The 17,952-nt window shown below is 39.9% G+C and carries 16 protein-coding genes; 3 read left to right on the top strand and 13 right to left on the bottom strand.

Annotated features, from left to right (window positions below):
* Positions 1–585: 585 nt before the first annotated feature.
* The 6 genes from yaaA (R2R35_RS06270) to R2R35_RS24660 form a co-directional block, all read right to left on the bottom strand.
* Positions 586–1,350, bottom strand: a complete 765-nt coding sequence (yaaA, locus tag R2R35_RS06270) for a peroxide stress protein YaaA (RefSeq protein ID WP_317733653.1) — start codon at positions 1,348–1,350, stop codon at positions 586–588.
* A 138-nt stretch (positions 1,351–1,488) separates the two neighbouring features.
* Complete coding sequence (gene yaaA, locus R2R35_RS06275; protein ID WP_317733654.1) at positions 1,489–1,794, bottom strand: peroxide stress protein YaaA; 306 nt, start codon at positions 1,792–1,794, stop codon at positions 1,489–1,491.
* An 84-nt stretch (positions 1,795–1,878) separates the two neighbouring features.
* Positions 1,879–2,499 carry a GNAT family N-acetyltransferase gene (locus R2R35_RS06280; RefSeq protein ID WP_317733655.1) on the bottom strand — a complete coding sequence of 207 codons (621 nt, stop codon included), beginning with the start codon at positions 2,497–2,499 and terminating at the stop codon, positions 1,879–1,881.
* A 144-nt stretch (positions 2,500–2,643) separates the two neighbouring features.
* A complete protein-coding gene (locus R2R35_RS06285; protein ID WP_317733656.1) occupies positions 2,644–3,192 on the bottom strand; it encodes a GNAT family N-acetyltransferase in 549 nt (182 codons plus the stop codon).
* A 160-nt stretch (positions 3,193–3,352) separates the two neighbouring features.
* Positions 3,353–6,187 (bottom strand): beta-glucuronidase, encoded by a 2,835-nt coding sequence (locus tag R2R35_RS06290; RefSeq protein WP_317733657.1) that lies wholly within the window; start codon positions 6,185–6,187, stop codon positions 3,353–3,355.
* A 187-nt stretch (positions 6,188–6,374) separates the two neighbouring features.
* Positions 6,375–6,566 (bottom strand): DUF6783 domain-containing protein, encoded by a 192-nt coding sequence (locus R2R35_RS24660; RefSeq protein WP_442872285.1) that lies wholly within the window; start codon positions 6,564–6,566, stop codon positions 6,375–6,377.
* Positions 6,567–7,067: 501 nt separating this feature from the next.
* Between R2R35_RS24660 and R2R35_RS06295 the strand changes: the two genes are divergently transcribed.
* Positions 7,068–7,208 (top strand): hypothetical protein, encoded by a 141-nt coding sequence (locus R2R35_RS06295; protein WP_317733658.1) that lies wholly within the window; start codon positions 7,068–7,070, stop codon positions 7,206–7,208.
* A 200-nt stretch (positions 7,209–7,408) separates the two neighbouring features.
* Here the strand turns inward: R2R35_RS06295 and R2R35_RS06300 are convergent, their stop codons facing one another.
* Positions 7,409–8,227, bottom strand: a complete 819-nt coding sequence (locus R2R35_RS06300) for a MerR family transcriptional regulator (protein WP_317733659.1) — start codon at positions 8,225–8,227, stop codon at positions 7,409–7,411.
* Between the two features lie 291 nt (positions 8,228–8,518).
* Entirely contained in the window at positions 8,519–9,439 is a 921-nt protein-coding gene (locus R2R35_RS06305) for an aldo/keto reductase (protein ID WP_317733660.1), read from the bottom strand.
* A gap of 308 nt (positions 9,440–9,747) precedes the next feature.
* On the opposite strand from R2R35_RS06305, the gene R2R35_RS06310 reads away from it, so the two are divergent.
* Positions 9,748–10,512: a LysM peptidoglycan-binding domain-containing protein gene (locus R2R35_RS06310; protein WP_317733661.1), complete on the top strand. Its 765-nt coding sequence runs from the start codon at positions 9,748–9,750 to the stop codon at positions 10,510–10,512.
* 142 nt (positions 10,513–10,654) lie between these two features.
* Here R2R35_RS06310 and uvrA read toward each other — a convergent pair whose 3' ends face one another.
* Together uvrA and R2R35_RS06320 are read right to left on the bottom strand one after the other, a co-directional pair.
* Positions 10,655–13,531, bottom strand: a complete 2,877-nt coding sequence (uvrA, locus tag R2R35_RS06315; protein WP_317733662.1) for an excinuclease ABC subunit UvrA — start codon at positions 13,529–13,531, stop codon at positions 10,655–10,657.
* A gap of 30 nt (positions 13,532–13,561) precedes the next feature.
* Positions 13,562–14,479 carry a nucleotidyltransferase gene (locus R2R35_RS06320; protein WP_317733663.1) on the bottom strand — a complete coding sequence of 306 codons (918 nt, stop codon included), beginning with the start codon at positions 14,477–14,479 and terminating at the stop codon, positions 13,562–13,564.
* 138 nt (positions 14,480–14,617) lie between these two features.
* On the opposite strand from R2R35_RS06320, the gene R2R35_RS06325 reads away from it, so the two are divergent.
* Positions 14,618–15,508: an effector binding domain-containing protein gene (locus R2R35_RS06325; protein WP_317733664.1), complete on the top strand. Its 891-nt coding sequence runs from the start codon at positions 14,618–14,620 to the stop codon at positions 15,506–15,508.
* 124 nt (positions 15,509–15,632) lie between these two features.
* Here R2R35_RS06325 and R2R35_RS06330 read toward each other — a convergent pair whose 3' ends face one another.
* From R2R35_RS06330 to R2R35_RS06340, 3 genes are all read right to left on the bottom strand, one after another.
* The gene (locus R2R35_RS06330; protein WP_317733665.1) at positions 15,633–16,469 is read right to left on the bottom strand and encodes a nitroreductase family protein; all 837 of its coding nucleotides are present in this window, start codon (positions 16,467–16,469) and stop codon (positions 15,633–15,635) included.
* A gap of 11 nt (positions 16,470–16,480) precedes the next feature.
* Positions 16,481–16,834 carry an ArsR/SmtB family transcription factor gene (locus R2R35_RS06335; protein WP_317733666.1) on the bottom strand — a complete coding sequence of 118 codons (354 nt, stop codon included), beginning with the start codon at positions 16,832–16,834 and terminating at the stop codon, positions 16,481–16,483.
* Between the two features lie 124 nt (positions 16,835–16,958).
* The gene (locus R2R35_RS06340) at positions 16,959–17,939 is read right to left on the bottom strand and encodes an ABC transporter ATP-binding protein (protein ID WP_317733667.1); all 981 of its coding nucleotides are present in this window, start codon (positions 17,937–17,939) and stop codon (positions 16,959–16,961) included.
* Between the last annotated feature and the right edge of the window lie 13 nt (positions 17,940–17,952).

The raw sequence follows: 17,952 nt of genomic DNA on the forward strand, positions 1-17,952 counted from the left end.
TTCATAAAGATCAAATCATTTGTAACTAAGGTGGGTTATATTGAGTATTACACTCTCTCCATCCTTATTGAATGATAGCCCCCTGATAATCACAGATAAAAGAAAACTTTTCTTGCATTGTTTTTCCGATTACAATATAACATTCTATAAATGTTCATGATTTATATTCATTACCACAAGCATAGTCTTCATTTCAATGTTGAACAGGCAATTCACCAATAAAAGAACACAATAAGTATGTTTTAGTGAATCAATAAAACGTAACAGTCAAGTAAATCAAGATAGTGCATAGAAAAACCGCTAGCTTTCTGATATGCACGAAAGTTAGCGGTTATTATTATCTAAAGAAAAGTAAGTCTCTTGGGTTTTCGAAGTATATAGCTAATTCCTTTATGTTATTGACCCAAGGAGGAGCTTCCCCATCACCATTAATCTTAATTCTGTTTTCTATATACGTAATAAAACAAAAAATAAAAAGCCACATTTCTCTATGAAATTGAAGAATATGGTTATCTTAAACTCTATTCTATTTTTATTATTGAGATACCTTATCATCATTAAAATTTTTTTCTCGTTAGTATAAATTTACGAAGTTACCAGCTGGCTATCTATTCCTAATGAAGACATATTTTTTTCATCCGATAAAGTCTCGGCATATGTATAGTTTAGCCGGTCGAATTGTTTGATCTCCTCTAGAGCCTCTATCCCATTCTCTGCCATAAAACGAACCATCTCGCCCCGTGCCATTTTTGCATAGGTTCCTTTTTCTATTACTTTTCCATTTTTGATTTCTCCAAAGACACACGTCACAACGGTTGTATCTTTTTTTAAATAAGGCACTATGCATTTAGTATATTCCTTAGATGCCAAGTTTACAATACAGTCACTCTCTGATAAAAGTTTTCTCGCCAAGCTGTCTCCCCAAAAATCATACAAAGAATTGGTATGCCAATTTTTTAGAATAGCCTGCATTTCTAATCTATAAGGGACAACTCCATCAAAAGGACGGAGTATTCCATAAAATCCTGATAATATGCGCAAATGTTCTTCCAAATACTCTATTTGACCGCTCTCAAGTACCTCACCAGCAATATAAGTGAATTGTAATCCTGTATAGGATAAAAGGTACGGGGTCAGATTTTTGTGTAAATTCATCATTTGAACACGACGGTAGTTATGCTCCGCAATACTATCATTACATTTCCAAATAGATTTTAGTTCAGCATAACTTAAAGTTTTAAGATATGCTAAGAGATATTCTGTTTTCTCCACAAAATGAGGCGTTTGATAATACTCTAAAGTATCCAGCTTTTCATCCATTTTTTTAGCCGGAGATATTATAATTCTCATTATTTTTTTCCTTTATTCCTCTTATATGTAGTGTTTACTTAACTCTATGTTTTTTAAGTAACAGTTTAAACTTAACTAAATTATACGATAACGGCATACACATTTCTATCTTTAATTGTGTATGCCGTTCTTATTTTATCAATTTTTAAACTCAATACACACCATACACACCCAATTGCCTGCCCCAGTTGAGTATTGTATCCCTTCATACGCTAAGAGCGCTGGTGTGAGGTTGCTGTATAAATCTGTTTTCTTAAGAAGCTGGTAATTATACGTTGCTATTTTGTCATTGCACTTCCAAAGCTCCCTGGCTTCCTCATAACTTAATTTCTTTAAGAGCTTTGACAGATGCTCCGTATCTTTCATAAATTGAGGAAGTGCCTCAAAAACCAGAGTATCCGTATCTATTCTCATCTTCTTAGCTGGTGATATGATAATTCTCATTTAGACCTTCGCTTCCTAGTAAATTCTGCTGGCAAATGTCCTTGTTACTTCAGATGTCTGGACAAAGCATATACAATAGATTTACTATTTCGTCTCACAGGAGCTTTTAAGCTGCTTTCTATGTTCGTTATAATCCGCTTGCAGCAATCCATAAACCCTTGTGTCTATATATTCGTCATTATACCTGAAATCTTCTCGTTTCACACCCTCCAATACAAAGCCGGCTTTTTGATAAACCCTTTCTGCTCTCGGATTAAAGCTATAAACTTCAAGCCCAATCTTATGCACCTTCAGTACTGTCATTCCATACTGTATAAACAGGGATACAGCCTCAGAGCCAATTCCTCTGTTACAACCGGCCTTCCCCATCAGTATACGAAAGTTCACATTTCCCGTATCTTCATCATAATCATTATAAACAACTTCACCTACAACATTACCGCTTTCCTTTTCTACAATTGCCAGGTCTAATCGGTTTGTCTGCTGATTCCTGGTAAGATACCATTCTCTTGTTCTATCAACTTCTTCCTGTGAAGAAGGTTCCTCTGCTTCTTCATCACTGCAGACAGAACCTGTCAGCTTTCTTAATTCCGGCTCTTCCAGCAAGGCCAGCATTATCTCACAGTCTGCTTCTGTAAAAGGCCTTAAAATAACTTTACTTCCTTCTAATACCGGTTTATTGCTAAAATCTATTTTGTTATACATTTTATTACCTCTCGTTTTTCTTTTTTGATACTTTATTACTGTTTCTATATTTCTGATGCCTTATAATCACATAAAAATCCGTCATATTCTATATCATCTGGTATTCTTAAGAAACATCCGATGGTATTGTCACATTTATGTACTTTAAGTTTCTATATACTTTCTTAGGCTTTCTTCTATTTTAGCCTTCATTTCCTTTAAATCACAATAGCAGACATCTACTGGCAGCTTTTCCATCAATTGAATATCCTGTCTTTTAACAACTGCTCCAAATTTGCGGTAGAATTGGTTCGAGGGTGATGCATGAAAATTATAGATTACCATCTGCTCCCTTCCAAGTTCTAAGTAATGGCCCAGTATGGCGGTTAATAACATAAGTGCTATGCCTCGTCGCCGGTGTTCCTGGTATACCCATAACCCGTTTAATTCTATCCCTTTTTCAGGAATATCCTCCTGCTCAGCAAAACTTGCAAAAGCTACTCCACGGAGTTCTTCCTCTTCAAAGGCTCCTAAGAGTACCCTAATGTCTCCCTGTTCTTCACCTGCATTCATCCATCCTGTCCAGTATTCCAATTCTTTCTCTAAGGACAAATTATGGGCTGACAAACCTGCCAATTCTTCGGGCCAGCATAAAACCTTTAACTCCACTGCTTTCTGCATGTCCTGTACGGTAAGCTGTCTGATTTTGATCATAAGATTTCCTTTCTTAACAAAGAAGAACTATAAGACGCTGCCTCCTTCATTATATCGGTAATTTTTCAGTACTTTTTTCACAGCTTTCTTCTCCTTTCTTAAGTAATAAATTACATGGTAACATTTTTGTAATAAAATAGCAATCAGAACAGCTTGAACTCTACAACCCTATTCTTTTAAGTTCTTCTGGCTCAACCGCAAACTCCGGCTCAAACTCATCAGAGCTTGCATACTCTATCAGACAATACTCAAACCATTTTACATTCGGATGCGTTTTCTTCTTTTCCAGATTGAAGGTGCATACCAGCAGTTTTCCTTCTCCCACCCTTACCTCAAATAAATTGCCGAGCTTATGATTTCTCTCAAAATTATCAATCGTCCATACCATGGGTTCCAGCTGACTATTCTCAAGTATACATGCTCTGGAGTCCTCAATCAGCTGATACCATTGGGGGGTTGTGTAAGCTTCTGTGGGGAAATGTTTAAAGATTCTGTGATTTTTCTTAATATACAAGCCATGGGTTCCTACTGGTACCGCTTTTCCCATACTTTCAGAAATGGACCGGAACATGGGATAACACCAGAAATCAGTACAATAGGTTCCTTCAATTGAATTCTTCTCATTCAAGGAATCCGGATACAGGAGGACGCGTTTTCCCTTATTAAGGTTATCCAAAGCTTCCTCTGGACTCTTTGTAACAATAAGATCCTTATTTACGGCACCTAAATTCTTGTCTGGATAAACCCACAGTTCATAACTATTTTTTATTTCAGAGTCTTCCCAAGTATTCGCTAATTTGTTCTCCCTTAGAGAAACCTTTAGCGTCAGTTTTTTCGGTCCCTCCAATTCCGGTAAAGTTATCGTGATATCACACAGCTGATGCACACCGTTTGTATAGTTACCCTCTAGTCGTATTTCCTTTGAAAGCAGAACTTCTGTACCCTCTGAGAGGCTTAACACAACTGTTGGAGACAAAATGGCACACTGCCGGTAAAGTGCCAGTTTGATTCCTGCTGTTAGTTCTTTTCCCGCAGTATATACAAATCCCGGAAGTTCTGCCAGTATAACTGCGTCAGAACAGAACTCTCTCCATTCTTCAGCCTCAATTATACCTTTGTTTTCCAGAAAAGCATTCAGAATACCTACCAAAGCCGTACCCTGACCGGAAAAGTCCTGAAGATCCAGTAACTGAAAACCTGCCAGCTCCCTGCTTCTTAATGCAGTCTCAATCTCTGCCTTGTAACAAGCCGCCGCAAATCGCCCAGAAGCTTTGAAAAATTCATCCGCCAGGTGAAGCATCCCCTTTCTCTTAAGCCGTTCTCTAAATATCTTGAGATTCTCAGCCTTTAAAACTCCCGTATATTTACCGATTTCTGAAAAGTCCGGGTACATTGCATATTGCCCGATTTCATGAGAAATCACTGGTACTTCCGGTATAATTTCTTCTGCTTCTTCCATTTTTACAGTCTTTACACCTGTGCCATATTGAATAGTAACCTCTCTGTCTTCCCCTTTCTCCGCCAACATCTTTTCAGGACGTATCATTCTGTCATAATGATACACACTATCAGGAACAGCTGTCTGTATATGACCTTGTGGTGCATCACACATAGCATAGGAACCACGAAACAGCCTCTCTCTTGAGAAACGCACACCACAATAGAAATCCTCCTGCTCAAGTATAACTGGCATAAACTGAAAATTATTTGACCCCTGGGTGTATAAGTGTCTTCCATCATAGTTCTTATAATTCTTGAGAATACTATTTAAAACATTCTTGCTGCCCCATAATTCATTCCCCAAAGACATCATCACAAAGGACGGATGATTACCGAATTCATCCAGAATGCGAAAACCCTCTTCGATCAGATATTGCTGGGCAGCTCTATCATGGCCGGCGTCTCCTTCTTCTGTTACAGTACCCCAAAAGGGTAGTTCCGGTTCCAGATAAACCCCTAGCTGATCTGCTGCAACAAAACATGCCTTTGGCGGACAACAGGTATGGAAACGATAATGATTTATGCCATATTCCTTCGCAATACCAAGTACCTTCAGCCACCCCTCCACCTCCATCGGCGGATGTCCGGTCAGCGGGAAAATAAGGCCGTCATGTTTTCCTCTTAAGTAGGTTTGCTGACCGTTAATTTCAAAATAAGGACCTGCTGCTTTAAATTCCCGTAACCCAAAAGTATAACAGTAATCTGCTTCCTGTTGCACCGCAGTATCCTGCTTCTCACATAACAAAGAAAGCTTTAGCTGATATAATTCAGGTGTATGCTCACTCCAGGTATAGGCTTCACCTTCTAACTCTAATGAAAACCAATTCTCACCGCCTGCAATTACATAAGCTTTCACACCCACACTTTCCCCTTTACAAGAAACTTCTGCCCTTATTCGAGTGCTTTCTGCTCCATTCAGCGAAACCTTAACCTGAATACTCCTCTTTGCTACATCAGGATAAATATTGACATTGCTTAGATAAATACTGTTCAATTCTTCTATGTATAGCTCACCGGTTATACCATTCCAATTGGTCTGTGTATCCGCGGAAGTCATATGCCCTCCGTTCACCGGATAAGAGGTATTATCAACCATAATCGTAAGCTTTAACTGCTTTTTAACATAAGGAGTAATACGATATCTGTGTGAGGTACAAAGACTGTTATTGCAGCCTACATATTCCTCCCCAATCCATACATGAGATATTCTGGTTCGTTCCAGCACCAAAAAGAACTCCCGGTCTCGAAACTCACCAATCTCTATGGTTTTGGAATACCAGGTATAACCCTCAAAAAGATAAGGATCGGTGAGTGAACCGGTCTTGATAAGCTCTGCCGGTATATCCTCTGTGGCCTTTCCTTTCTTTGCAGTAGAAACCGTTGCCGGAAGTATAATGCTATCCCCAAAATTCTCCTTATAATACTCTTTTCTGATACCTGCCTTGTCGCCATCCAGACAGAACCCCCAGCTTCCACTTAAATTAATTTTCCCCATAAGAACCCCTTTTCCAAATATCCAATCTTTGATTGGATATTTGATAATTTTTAGTTTTGTTTATTCATAAATAATCCGCAATACCATTTAAAAAAATCCTCCCTCTGATAGAGCAAGCGAAGTTGGTTTTATTATTTCATAACCACAGTAGTATTTTATTTTTTAACCTTAGTTTACTTTATATACATCAATAAAAAGATTTAAAAGCAAGCAGAAAATTAGGGTGTGTCTGAAAACTGCTTGTGCCGGGCTGGATGTTCCACTTTGTGGGAGACAAGGCGTGATTTTGGGTGCGTAGTGGTGCTACGTTCCCAAAATTGCAACGCAGAATACCGCAAAGTGGGGCATTCAGAATGGTGCAATGAGTTTTCAGACACACCCTAGCACAAAACAGAAAGAATGAAGGCTTACGAAAATATTGGAAGTCCTCTTCTCTGAAGCTTTTGCGCTGTCTCCTCAAACAGCTTGTCTGAGCGTAACGAGATATCTGTTTAAGGATATGCCCAGCATAAAAGCTTCAGAGAAATCAAGCCTTCTTATACCTTGAAATGAACATATTAATTTTTTCTATTTTGTGCTAATTTCCGTCCCCTTGCCCCCAAAATAATGTTAGTTATTCCTTAAATTTTTTCCAGTATATCAAATTAATTCATTATTGTGAATCACAAAAATTTTATCTATAACAAAGAGTTTCATTAATATATAAAGAATATATAATTTTTAATATTGAAAAGGTACTGAACTACATAGACATTCATCCTAATGAAGATTTGAAACTTGAGAAAATTGCTGATTTATTCGGTTACAATTCAGGTTATTTAGGCAGGCTGCTCTATTGCCGGATCGGAACCAATTTAAACCTTTATATTGAAAGGAAAGGATGGATAAAACCACAGAGATGCTGATTCATACAGACAGAAAGATTCCAGAAATCTGCAGTCTGGTCGGTTACCAGAATGTCGAATATTTCAACGGAAATTTAAGAAATATATCAGTCTTACACAAGGCAACTAAAGAGTAGGGATTGCAATAAACTTAAGCTGACCCAAGCTAGACAAATCAACAATACCGGAAGAAGCTTCATGGCTTTCACCAGCATGAAGCTGAAAACATTACACTCATGCATTGTTTAAAAAAGAGACATGGAGCTCCTCCGGCTTTTCCTTCCTTTTACAGCAGCCATTTATCATATCATTGACAGCTTTTACCGATAGGAAGCCTTTACTTTTTACTTATTGGAAAGCACACTTCTGTTACAAACTCCTCCGGGTTTTTCGTCTGTCCGGGTCCTACATGATAGATGGTAAACATGTCTTCACTGAAATCATAGCCATTATCTCTTACCCAGTCTGCAACTGCATGGTTTACAGTAGTCAATTGCTCATATCCGCCTTTGTAGGTAGCAGATGCTATTGTAACAGACGGCACAGTCTTGAAAATGACATTTGCAGTGTTCTGATAGCTGCCAAGTACAGATATCTGAATCTCCACATCCGGGTCCTGTTCCTTGTATTCCTTATCGTGAAAAACTGCTAGGCCATTACAAGGATTGGCATACTGAATACTTAAGGGGGTTACTTCTTTCATTAACTGTTCCCAAAGGAGGCCCTCCTTATTATACGCCGGTATTATTTTTCTAAGACTCGCTACATTTCTCTCTGGCATTTCTTTAACGGATACACTATACTGCATCATATTATCATCCTTTCCGATTCGATTAAGAGTTGTTTCAAGAATGCGCAACTGCATACCGGTCTTCTCTGCCTGCTCCTTCAGCTCGGCTTGCTGAAGCAGGAGAAATTCTTTTAAGGACGCCGTGTCATCGTATACTTTAAGAATTCTGTCAATCATATTCAGGCTGAACCCCATTTCTTTCAGTGCAGCAATTCTGCTTGCCAGGGGAAGCTGATTCTCACTGTAATACCGATATCCTGTAAAATCATCGATGCTCTCAGGTACAAGCAGCCCGATAAGATCATAATGGCGAAGCATGCGGATACTGATTCTTGAAAGTTTTGAAAAATCTCCTATTTTTAACATGAAATCCTTTCTATTGATATCATCTGTTGGATATTTCTCTCTCCTGACAGACAATACCACACATATATGTGTTTTCCTGAGCTCAACTTAAGTATAGAGTATACCATAATGTCAAAGTCAACAATAATTTTAAAAGAACAAAGCTCTATGAAAACAGGTTGTGTATCTCCTTGGAAGAAACAGATTTAATTCTGTTTCCACAGTGATATTAGCCGTCATAGAGCTTTTCATCGGTTTCGTTCATACTATCATAAGTATCCTATTGGCTGACAGATTGATAGCTACTGCTGCTTAGGGCAGTATGTTACCTGCTGCCAGATATATCTGATACCATTCCTCACGGGTCAGAGTTATTTCTGCTGCCTTCAGGCATTCCAGCAAACGTCCGAGATTCATGGTTCCGGTTACCGGCTGCATTTTAGCGGGATGACGCAGAAGCCAAGCCATAGCGATTGTTGTATTGCTGACACCATATTTATCGGCAATTTCATCTATCCTTTCATTGAGCTTTGGAAATTTATCATTTCCCAGGAATACCCCTTCAAAAAAACCGTACTGAAAAGGTGACCAGGGCTGTATGGTAATGGAGTTTAATCTGCAAAAATCCAGCACACTTCCGTCACGGTTAACAGATCCCTCCTCCAGCATATTAACCTGAAGTCCCTGGGTTATCATAGTGGCATTGGTTATACTCAGCTGCAGCTGATTTGCTATAATCGGCTGCTTTAAAGAATTCTGAAGCAGCTGAATCTGATTGGGATTCTGATTTGATACACCAAAATTTCGTACCTTCCCGCTTTTCTCCAGCGTATCAAAGGCTTCTGCTACCTCTTCCGGTTCTACAAGGGCATCGGGACGATGCAGCAGCAGAATATCCAGATATTCTGTTTTCAGACGTTTCAGGATGCCGTCCACTGACTTAAGAATATGTTCTTTTGAGAAATCAAACATACGTCCCGGTACGATTCCGCATTTGGACTGTAATATCATCTTCTCACGCAGTTCAGAATTCATGTGGATGGCATCAGAGAATATCTCCTCACAAGCACCGCCTCCGTAAATATCTGCATGGTCAAAAAAATTGGCCCCGTTCTCCATGGCTGTACGGATGAACTTCTCTGCGTCTTCTTTTTCAAGGCCGTTAATGCGCATACACCCTACTGCTACTACAGGTACCTGTAAATTGGATTTGCCTAACTGAATTGTTCTCATTTTATATTTCCTCCTTCAAATAGAATGGTCTAAATCTAAAAATTTATGAATACCAGAAAGTAATTGTTATTATAAACCGTACAGTTAACTCTAGGTCAAGGGTTTACAGGTACATTCTATTTAAATAGACCTTAAATAGACCTTAAACCTTAAATAGAAAAGGTAATGAAAAGGTAAATTCGTGATTCACCTATTAAATTCGTGTTAGAGGATTTAGTCTTGCACAATATATATCCAGGGTTATCTTAAGTCTTCTCAATGACAAGGTACATTTTACTGCTCCTATCATACTATAAAAAAAGGAAAAAATGAAAGAATGTACTAATATGCATACTTTACCTATAGGTTCACATCCATATGAAATCCAGTCCGGTGATTCCTTATGGATGATTTCTCAGCGTCATCATACCAGCATACAAGCAATTACCACTGTAAATCCCGGATTAGATGTGAACAGTTTATACATCGGTGATATCATTCTGGTTCCTCAAAGCTTTGATATCTACCGGATACCGGCACAGGAAATTTCTGAGGAGGACATTACAGAGGAAGTCTTGAGCAATCACTTGCGGATGCTTTGGGAGCAGCATGTTTATTGGACTCGTCTGGTCATTCAAAGCATGGTCTTTCATCTTCCGGATACAGAACTCGTTACCGAACGTCTTCTTCGCAACCCCAAAGATTTTGAAGCCGCCTTAATCCCTTTTTATGGAGAAGATATTGCAGGAGAATTTGAAGAGTTGTTTACAACTCATCTTACAATTGCAGCCGACCTTATCAAAGCAGCTATCGAAAACAACAGTACAGCTGCCTCCGATGCAGAAAAACTCTGGTATGAGAATGCCGACGAAATTGCAGCTTTTCTTGGCAGCATCAATCCCTTTTGGTCAGCTCAGGAATGGCAGAGAATGCTGTATGATCATCTTGCAATGACAAAAGACGAAGCCATTGATATGATTTCCAATAATTTCTCAGACAGCATTACAGAATTTGATGATATAGAAAGTCAAGCACTGGATATGGCGGATATGATGATAGAGGGTATAATTAATCAGTTTCCAGAAAATTTCTAAGGAAAAACCTTTGCTGCCATAGGAAAGGCAGCTCCCTTCCCCATATGAGGGGAAGGAGTATAAGGTAAAACAATGAGCCTTCTTTCCTGCAAGGAAAAGAAACAGAACAAACAAGAGGTTAGAACCTCAAATCAATTTACGTCTATACAATGCCTATTACGTCTTTTAAATACATACCTGTATAGGATTGCTTCACCTTGCAGACTTGCTCCGGTGTCCCCTCAGCCACTACATAACCGCCCTGGCTGCCGCCTTCCGGCCCCATATCAATAATATAGTCTGCTGATTTGATTACATCCATATGATGTTCAATAACAATAACTGAATGCCCTTTGTCTACCAGCTTGTTTAAGCTTAATAAGAGCTTCTGGATATCGGACAAGTGAAGACCGGTGGTTGGCTCATCCAGAATATAGAGATTGTGAGCACCTTTCTTAATCTTTGCCAGTTCATAAGCCAGCTTCACCCTCTGGGCTTCTCCGCCGGAGAGCGTGGTAGAACTCTGCCCCAGACACATATAACCAAGCCCCAGTTCATTCATGATCCCCAGCTTATGCCTCAGGTAATTGTTGTCTGAAAAGAACTCGCAGGCCTCCTCCACAGTCATATCAAGTACATCCGCAATGTTTTTCCCATGGTACTTTATCTCCAGCCCTTCTTCTGAGAACCTGAGACCTTTACAGATTGGGCAGACTGTCTCAATATCCGCCATAAACTGTAGGTTTGTTACAATTACACCATCGCCGGAGCAGTGCTCACAGCGGGTTCCTCCTGCATGGGTCAGGCTGAAATCAATTGCCCGATAGCCTTTCTTAAGGGCTTCTGGTAAAGAAGCAAAAAGTTCTCTGATTTTATCGTAGATACCGATATAGGTAGCCGGATTGGATTTGGAATTTCTCCCGATAGGTGTCTGATCGATATTGATAATATTATTAATAAGGCTGGCACCAAAGAGAAAATCATGCTCTCCGGCAGTTATTCTTGCCCCTGTCATATCTATTTTTAATTGCTTATAGAGAATCTGATTAATCAGGGAGCTCTTTCCTGAACCGGAAACTCCCGTTATACATACAAATACTCCCAAAGGAATGTCAAGATCTACATTTTTCAGATTGTTTTCCCTGGCTCCCTGTATGGAGATATAATCGTCTCCAAGGCTTCGCCGTCTCATAGGTACTTCTATCTTAGCTTCACCAGATAAATACTTTCCGGTTACAGACAGTTTTTCTTTCATGATATCCTTCATTGTACCCTGTGCTACGACATTTCCACCGTGAATACCAGGTCCGGGGCCGATTTCGATAATATGATCCGCACTTTTGATTGTATCAAGATCATGTTCCACTACAATAACCGTATTACCGATATCTCTGAGTTTTTTCATGGTCTCAATTACCTTAAAGGAGTCCCTGGAATGAAGTCCGATGCTGGGCTCGTCCATAACATACAGCATTCCCATCAGCTCACTGCTGATCTGGGTGGACATCTTAATTCTCTGCATTTCACCACCGGATATGCTGTCACTTCTGCGGTTAAGGCTGATATAATGAAGACCGATATCAATCAATAGATTTAGTCTGTTGGTGATTTCTCTTATAATCGTAGCTGCCACATCCTGGATTTCTCTATCAAAGGTAATAGAGTTTAAGAATTCCATCAGCTCCGGCAGCTGTAACCTGCACAGTTCATCAATGTTCTTTCCGCCTACGGTAATTAACAGGCGCTGTTTCTTTAACCTTGCGCCATGGCATTCCGGGCATACCTTTTCTATCATACACTCTTTGATAAAGTTTGGTTCAAAGGCTTCAGTTGTAGAAGTTTTACGGATGTAATGCTTATACCAGCTTTCCAATTCATGTACAAATCCCCAGAACGGCCGTTCTCTACCAGTTATCCAATTCTTCTTGGTGGAAAAAGGAGGCTGCTGCATCTTTACAAGTTCACCTTTTGTACCATAAAAGAGAATGTCACAGATTTCTTTCGGCAGCTCATGAAAGGGAGTATCCAGACTGAAGCCGTATTGCTGTGACAGGCTGTACATAACCACGGATCGGTAGCTATCTTTTCCCGAAGTATTATAGACTGTATTCTTTAATGCTCCTTTGCTGATGCTCTTCTCCGGAGAGACTACCAGAAATCGCGGTTCCACAACATAGGAAAGCCCTACTCCCATACAGGTTCTGCAGGCACTGGCAGGTGTATTGAAGGAAAAGTGGAAGGGCTGCATATCACATAAGAAGAAATGGTGCTCCGTACAGGCAAAGTTCTCATAAAAGGAATCCGCTACTCCGCCGATGACCTCAACCTTTATCATGATATCTTCTTCCAGGGAAAGCATAGCCGCTTCAATGGACTTAGCAATCTGGATGTAATTATCCCCTTTTAAGGTAAAACGGTCGATTACCAGCTCCAGCTGATATTCCTTTCTCTCGTCCAGCTCCTTTTTATCTGCCAGGGAGAAGGGTTCCCCGTCTACCAGCAGATTCTTATACCCCTTTTCCCGCAGCTCATCGATGGTATAACTGTAATCTTCTCCAAAAATCTTATTTATGGGAGCTCTCAGTTCCACAACCGTCCCCGAGGGCAAGGTTGTTATATGCTCTGCTATCTGCGCTGCGGACAGCTGCTTCAGCGGTTTAGAGCATACCGGGCATTTGCCTGCGCCGGCTGTTGCATACAATAGCCTGAGATAATCACTGATATCCGTTACCGTTCCAACTGTTGATCTGGGGTTGTTGTTGGATTTCTTCTGCTCAATGGCAATAACCGGTGACAGGCCTCTTACATAATCAACCTTTGCTTTCTTAAGCTGACTGATACGGCTTTTGGCAAAAGTTGAGATGGAATCCAGAAACCGCCTCTGGCCCTCCCCATACACTACATCAAAAGCAAGAGAGGACTTACCTGACCCGGATACTCCGGTAATGACCGTTAACTTATCCCTTGGAATCTCTACTGAGATATTTTTAAGATTATTCTGTCTGGCTCCGGCTATTTCAATGGTGGTACGTACTGACATAAAATGTCTCCTTTCTCATTCTGATAAACATCAGGGTATATATAGAAATCCCAATTCCTCTACTGCGGGTTTGCTTTTCGGAGTTATTCTTATGGTCTGTGATACCTTCTCCAGGACCCCTTTCTCTGTGAGATATTCGAAGATAGATACAATGAAATGCCCTGTTGTATGAAAATGATTTGTTATCATGGTAAGTGTCTTGATTTCTCCATCCTTCATATAATCTATTACCGGTTCAGCGATTGCCTCCAGATTCGCTTCCAGAAAACTGTCTATCAGGTTAATGCACCGCACGACCTCCTCCTCACTGTAATGGCCTGACATGGCCTCCTGATAAAAGGGAGTAAGCAGCTCCGGAGAAAGGGAAATTGCCTGTAATATCGCTTCTCTGCTTGGCGCTTCACCATTCTTACAAACTTCAATTCTGGCAATAAGTTCTGCGGCTTTTAGTATATAATACTGCGCATAGAGAGGATTCTTCTTCACCTTAATCCACTTCTGACATTTCTCACTGGTTGCCACCAGTTCACAGGCAACTAAGAAGATAAAATAATTGATATCACTTTTGTCCAGCTGTTTCATCTCTTCATAATAACTTTCAAGACTGTCATCTGAGGTATATACCATCCTGCCCCTGGAATAATAAGACTGAAGAAAACTTCCTCCTTTCATTTGCTCAAAACCTCTTTTAAAATCACTGCGGGTAGTCAGATTGATATTGATTAAAATATCATCTTCCGTTATACAATAAGAAGTCGTCTTAAGAATCTGATCCCTGACAATCACAGTAGTATCGATATCACTCTTTTCCCAAACTAAATCATAGGCCAGACTTCCGCAAACAATAACAGCAATTACATTGGGATCACTCTTTACCTTCTTCACAAAGCTGTCTACTGCGGCGTTATACTTGTCCTGCACCTTATTACTTTGATTACTATTTGACATCTGCCCTCCCTCTTTTGCTAAAGAAAACTACTTTAAAACTTTTCCAGCAAAACACTTGTTCTTGTTTTTCCATGTGGTATAATTATACTGAGTCCAGAAGGAAAATAACGGACAAAAATTGCTGGGTTAAGGGGGTCTATGGATAATTATCTTTTATCGATTATTAAAAACACCACAGAATATATTGAAGAGAATCTTCTGGAGGAATTGAATCTGGATAATATCTCAGAGAACGTCAACATCTCAAAATTTCACCTGCTGCGTATCTGGAAAGGTGCTACCGGCACAGGTCTTATGGAGTATGTACGCAGACGAAGGATTGCATGCTCTATCAAGGATTTGATAAGTGAATATAACAGCATAGAATTTATTTCATCAAAATATTCCTTTGGCTGCGCACATACCTACAGCAGACTTTTTAAGGAAGAGTTTGGAACCACTCCCACCAAGTGGCGAAGACAGCCTTTTGCCCTCTCTATTATGGATCGTTTCAATGCAGACTTTATGAGCAAAGCCGGAGAAGGACTTATGTCCTTTCTTTCCATTACCGTATTTCCAGCTTTTAAGATAGCCGGATATGAATTTACGATAGATAGGGAAGAGAACGATAAGAAGCAGCTGGCAACCCAATATGGGGTTGATTTCTTTTATAATCACAGGCTGCAGATAGCAAATCCTGTAAACAAAGATATCTATATTGGCTATACCGCCATCCCAGGTAAAGAGGCTTCTTTCTCCTATTACCAGCCTTCCCTGATGGTGGATCAGAACAGTATACTGCCTCCTGATATGATAACAAAGAAAATAAAGACCCACAAATACGGGGTCTTTAAATACATGGGTCCTCACAGGCCTGAAGAGCTTTCCTCCAGAACCTTAAAGGCGATCTGGGATTACATTTATAGCACCTGGATACCTACAATGGAATTCGAGCTTGAGGAATTGTTTCATTTTGAGTATGTAGACTATTCCAAGTGCAATAAACAATATTGTGAATGTGAACTGTATTATCCGATATCACAGATATAAGGAACTTTCCTGCCGGACCTGTTCGGAATTTGCTATTATCCAGTTATATCTAAGCTAACTTTAAGTTATGAATAACAACAGTTATTCAGCAGCTATATCCGGGCAGGAGAGAGGAGCACTGTCATTATGACATTATATATGAGAAAATATAATGGTTATCAGCCGGTGGTTTGACTCCTGTATCTGAGATTTTTTCAAATTTTCCGTGGAGCTCCTTTTCCAGTGCAGCCACATGAAAATGGCAGGCAGCGATACCGATATCCACTCTTTGGATATCAAGGGACAGCTTGTCACTATACCCCGGAGCTTTTGCTTCATAAAAATGAAAGCCATTGTTCGCTTTTATAATTCTCCAGGGCTGTTTATTACTGGCTGACGGACCCAGACGTACCATTTCTAAAGGAAAAGCAAATTCTTTTGCTTCCTCCTGTGTTAATGGAACTGAAAAATCCTTCAGGAAAAAGAGTTCGTTCCAGTTCTTACGCTGATCCGATTTTGCTATTTTTCTTATAAGTGTATCTGTAAGTCTCTTTTTCTCCAAGGGATAACCTATTGGCGAGATTGCAGGAAACAATTCATTAGCCTTCACCTCCAGGGCATTGGAGAATTGATTCCGGTTAAAGGTTCCCCCAAGCCAGCAGGTTCCGATTCCCAGGTTCGCCAAATACAAAATCAGCTTTTCAAAGGAATAGCCTACAGCCTCCAGATTCAAATCAGCTTCTGATACTGTTGCTCCAATGTAATCCCTGGCACCTTTTATTACACCATATGTGCCCAATTTTTCATTTGAAGATGCTGTTTCCAGAAGCTGGAGTGTGACCTCCACGGAAAAAGGATTTGATAAAGCAGCTATATATTCCTTAATCTGTTGCTTTAACTTGCTATCAAGAGGTTTATCTTCATAGGTTCTAATACTGGAACGCAATTTTACTGTTTTTTCAACAGGAAATTCTAATTTCATATCTTACTCCTTTACTGGCTGCCTTTACTGGCAGGTGCTTTTTCAATAATTTCGTTTACATGCTGAAGTATTTTCATCAGCTTGTTAAGCTCAGTCTTCCTCGAATCAAGGAAATAATAATTCTTAGTTCCTTCACGCCTCATTCCGATAATCCCAGCCTCTTTTAAAATCTGCAGATGATGAGAGACAGCCGGTCTTGACAAATTAGTTTTCTTTGTAATCTCACCAACTCTGACTCCTTTGCAATCACACTCTAATAGGGTTATGATAATATGTTGTCTTGTCTCATCGCCTATTGCACTTAGGGATTTCTGACAATCTTTGAATTCCTTGGTTAATTGCCTAATTTCATTCGTATCAATCATATAACCCCCTTCTATTAATTGGATTAATCCTTTCGACCATTATATCACAAACCAATTAAAAGAAAGTAATGGGAAAGAAAATCGAGACCATTATTTTGTATGACAAATTCTGCTCTCTATTACATTAACCCCAGATTGCCTTCATTTCTTCATTATTCTGCAATAGTTCCTCCAGGGTTCCGATTCCATCAATCCTGCCGTCTTTCATAACGACTATCTGGTCTGCCTGTTTTAAAGCCAGCCTGCGGTTGGATACCACAAGACAGGTGGCAGAACGCTCTGCAAATAATCGCTGCCAGAGTTTGCTTTCTGTCTCTACGTCCAGGGCACTGGATATATCATCAAATACCCTTAGGCTTGATCTTCTTGCAAACATTCTGGCAACGGCCACTCTCTGAATTTGTCCGCCGGATAGTTTAACCCCTCTTGGTCCGATAATGGTCTCAAGCCCCTGTTCCAGCTGCAGAATATCCTCCTCAAATACAGCACGGTGCAGAGCTTCCTTGATATCAGTTTCTTCTTCTCTTAATCCGAATAGGATGTTGTTCCTCACACTGTCACTTACAAGCCTTGGTATCTGCGGGGTATAGGAACAATGGGGATGGATAAGAAAATCTCCAGGAGTTTTTAGTTCCTTCCCGTTCCAGGAGATACTTCCTCTCTGAGCAGGCAGAAGACCTAAGAGCACCTTTAACAAGGAGAAAAAGTTAAATAAGGCATTTACATCTCCATCAATCCGTTCTACCAGCTCACCGGAGGGATGCTCTTTAAAATAATTCATATCCAGGGTCAGGCAGTGTTTTACCAGGTCCCGTCTTAAAGTATTTGTGGTTCTCCAACCGATATTCTGACTGAGGTAAGTGGAAGCAATTGCTAATAATTGCTGCATAAAAGCTGCCAATATAAAGAGGATTGCAGCTTTTATGAGCAGCTCCATGGATTTATTCTTTTCAATACCGTCAATAAAAAAACTGATAATCATCGGATTAACTAGCTGCAATATTATACTTACTGCTAATACCAGCGCCAGCAAAACCAAATGCAGACTGCTGTTCTTCAGGTATTTCGCCAGTAAGGTTCCATATTTTTTAATTGATAATTTCATGTAACTGAAAGGT

The organism is Anaerocolumna sp. AGMB13020, from assembly GCF_033100115.1.
Classification (GTDB): domain Bacteria; phylum Bacillota; class Clostridia; order Lachnospirales; family Lachnospiraceae; genus Anaerocolumna.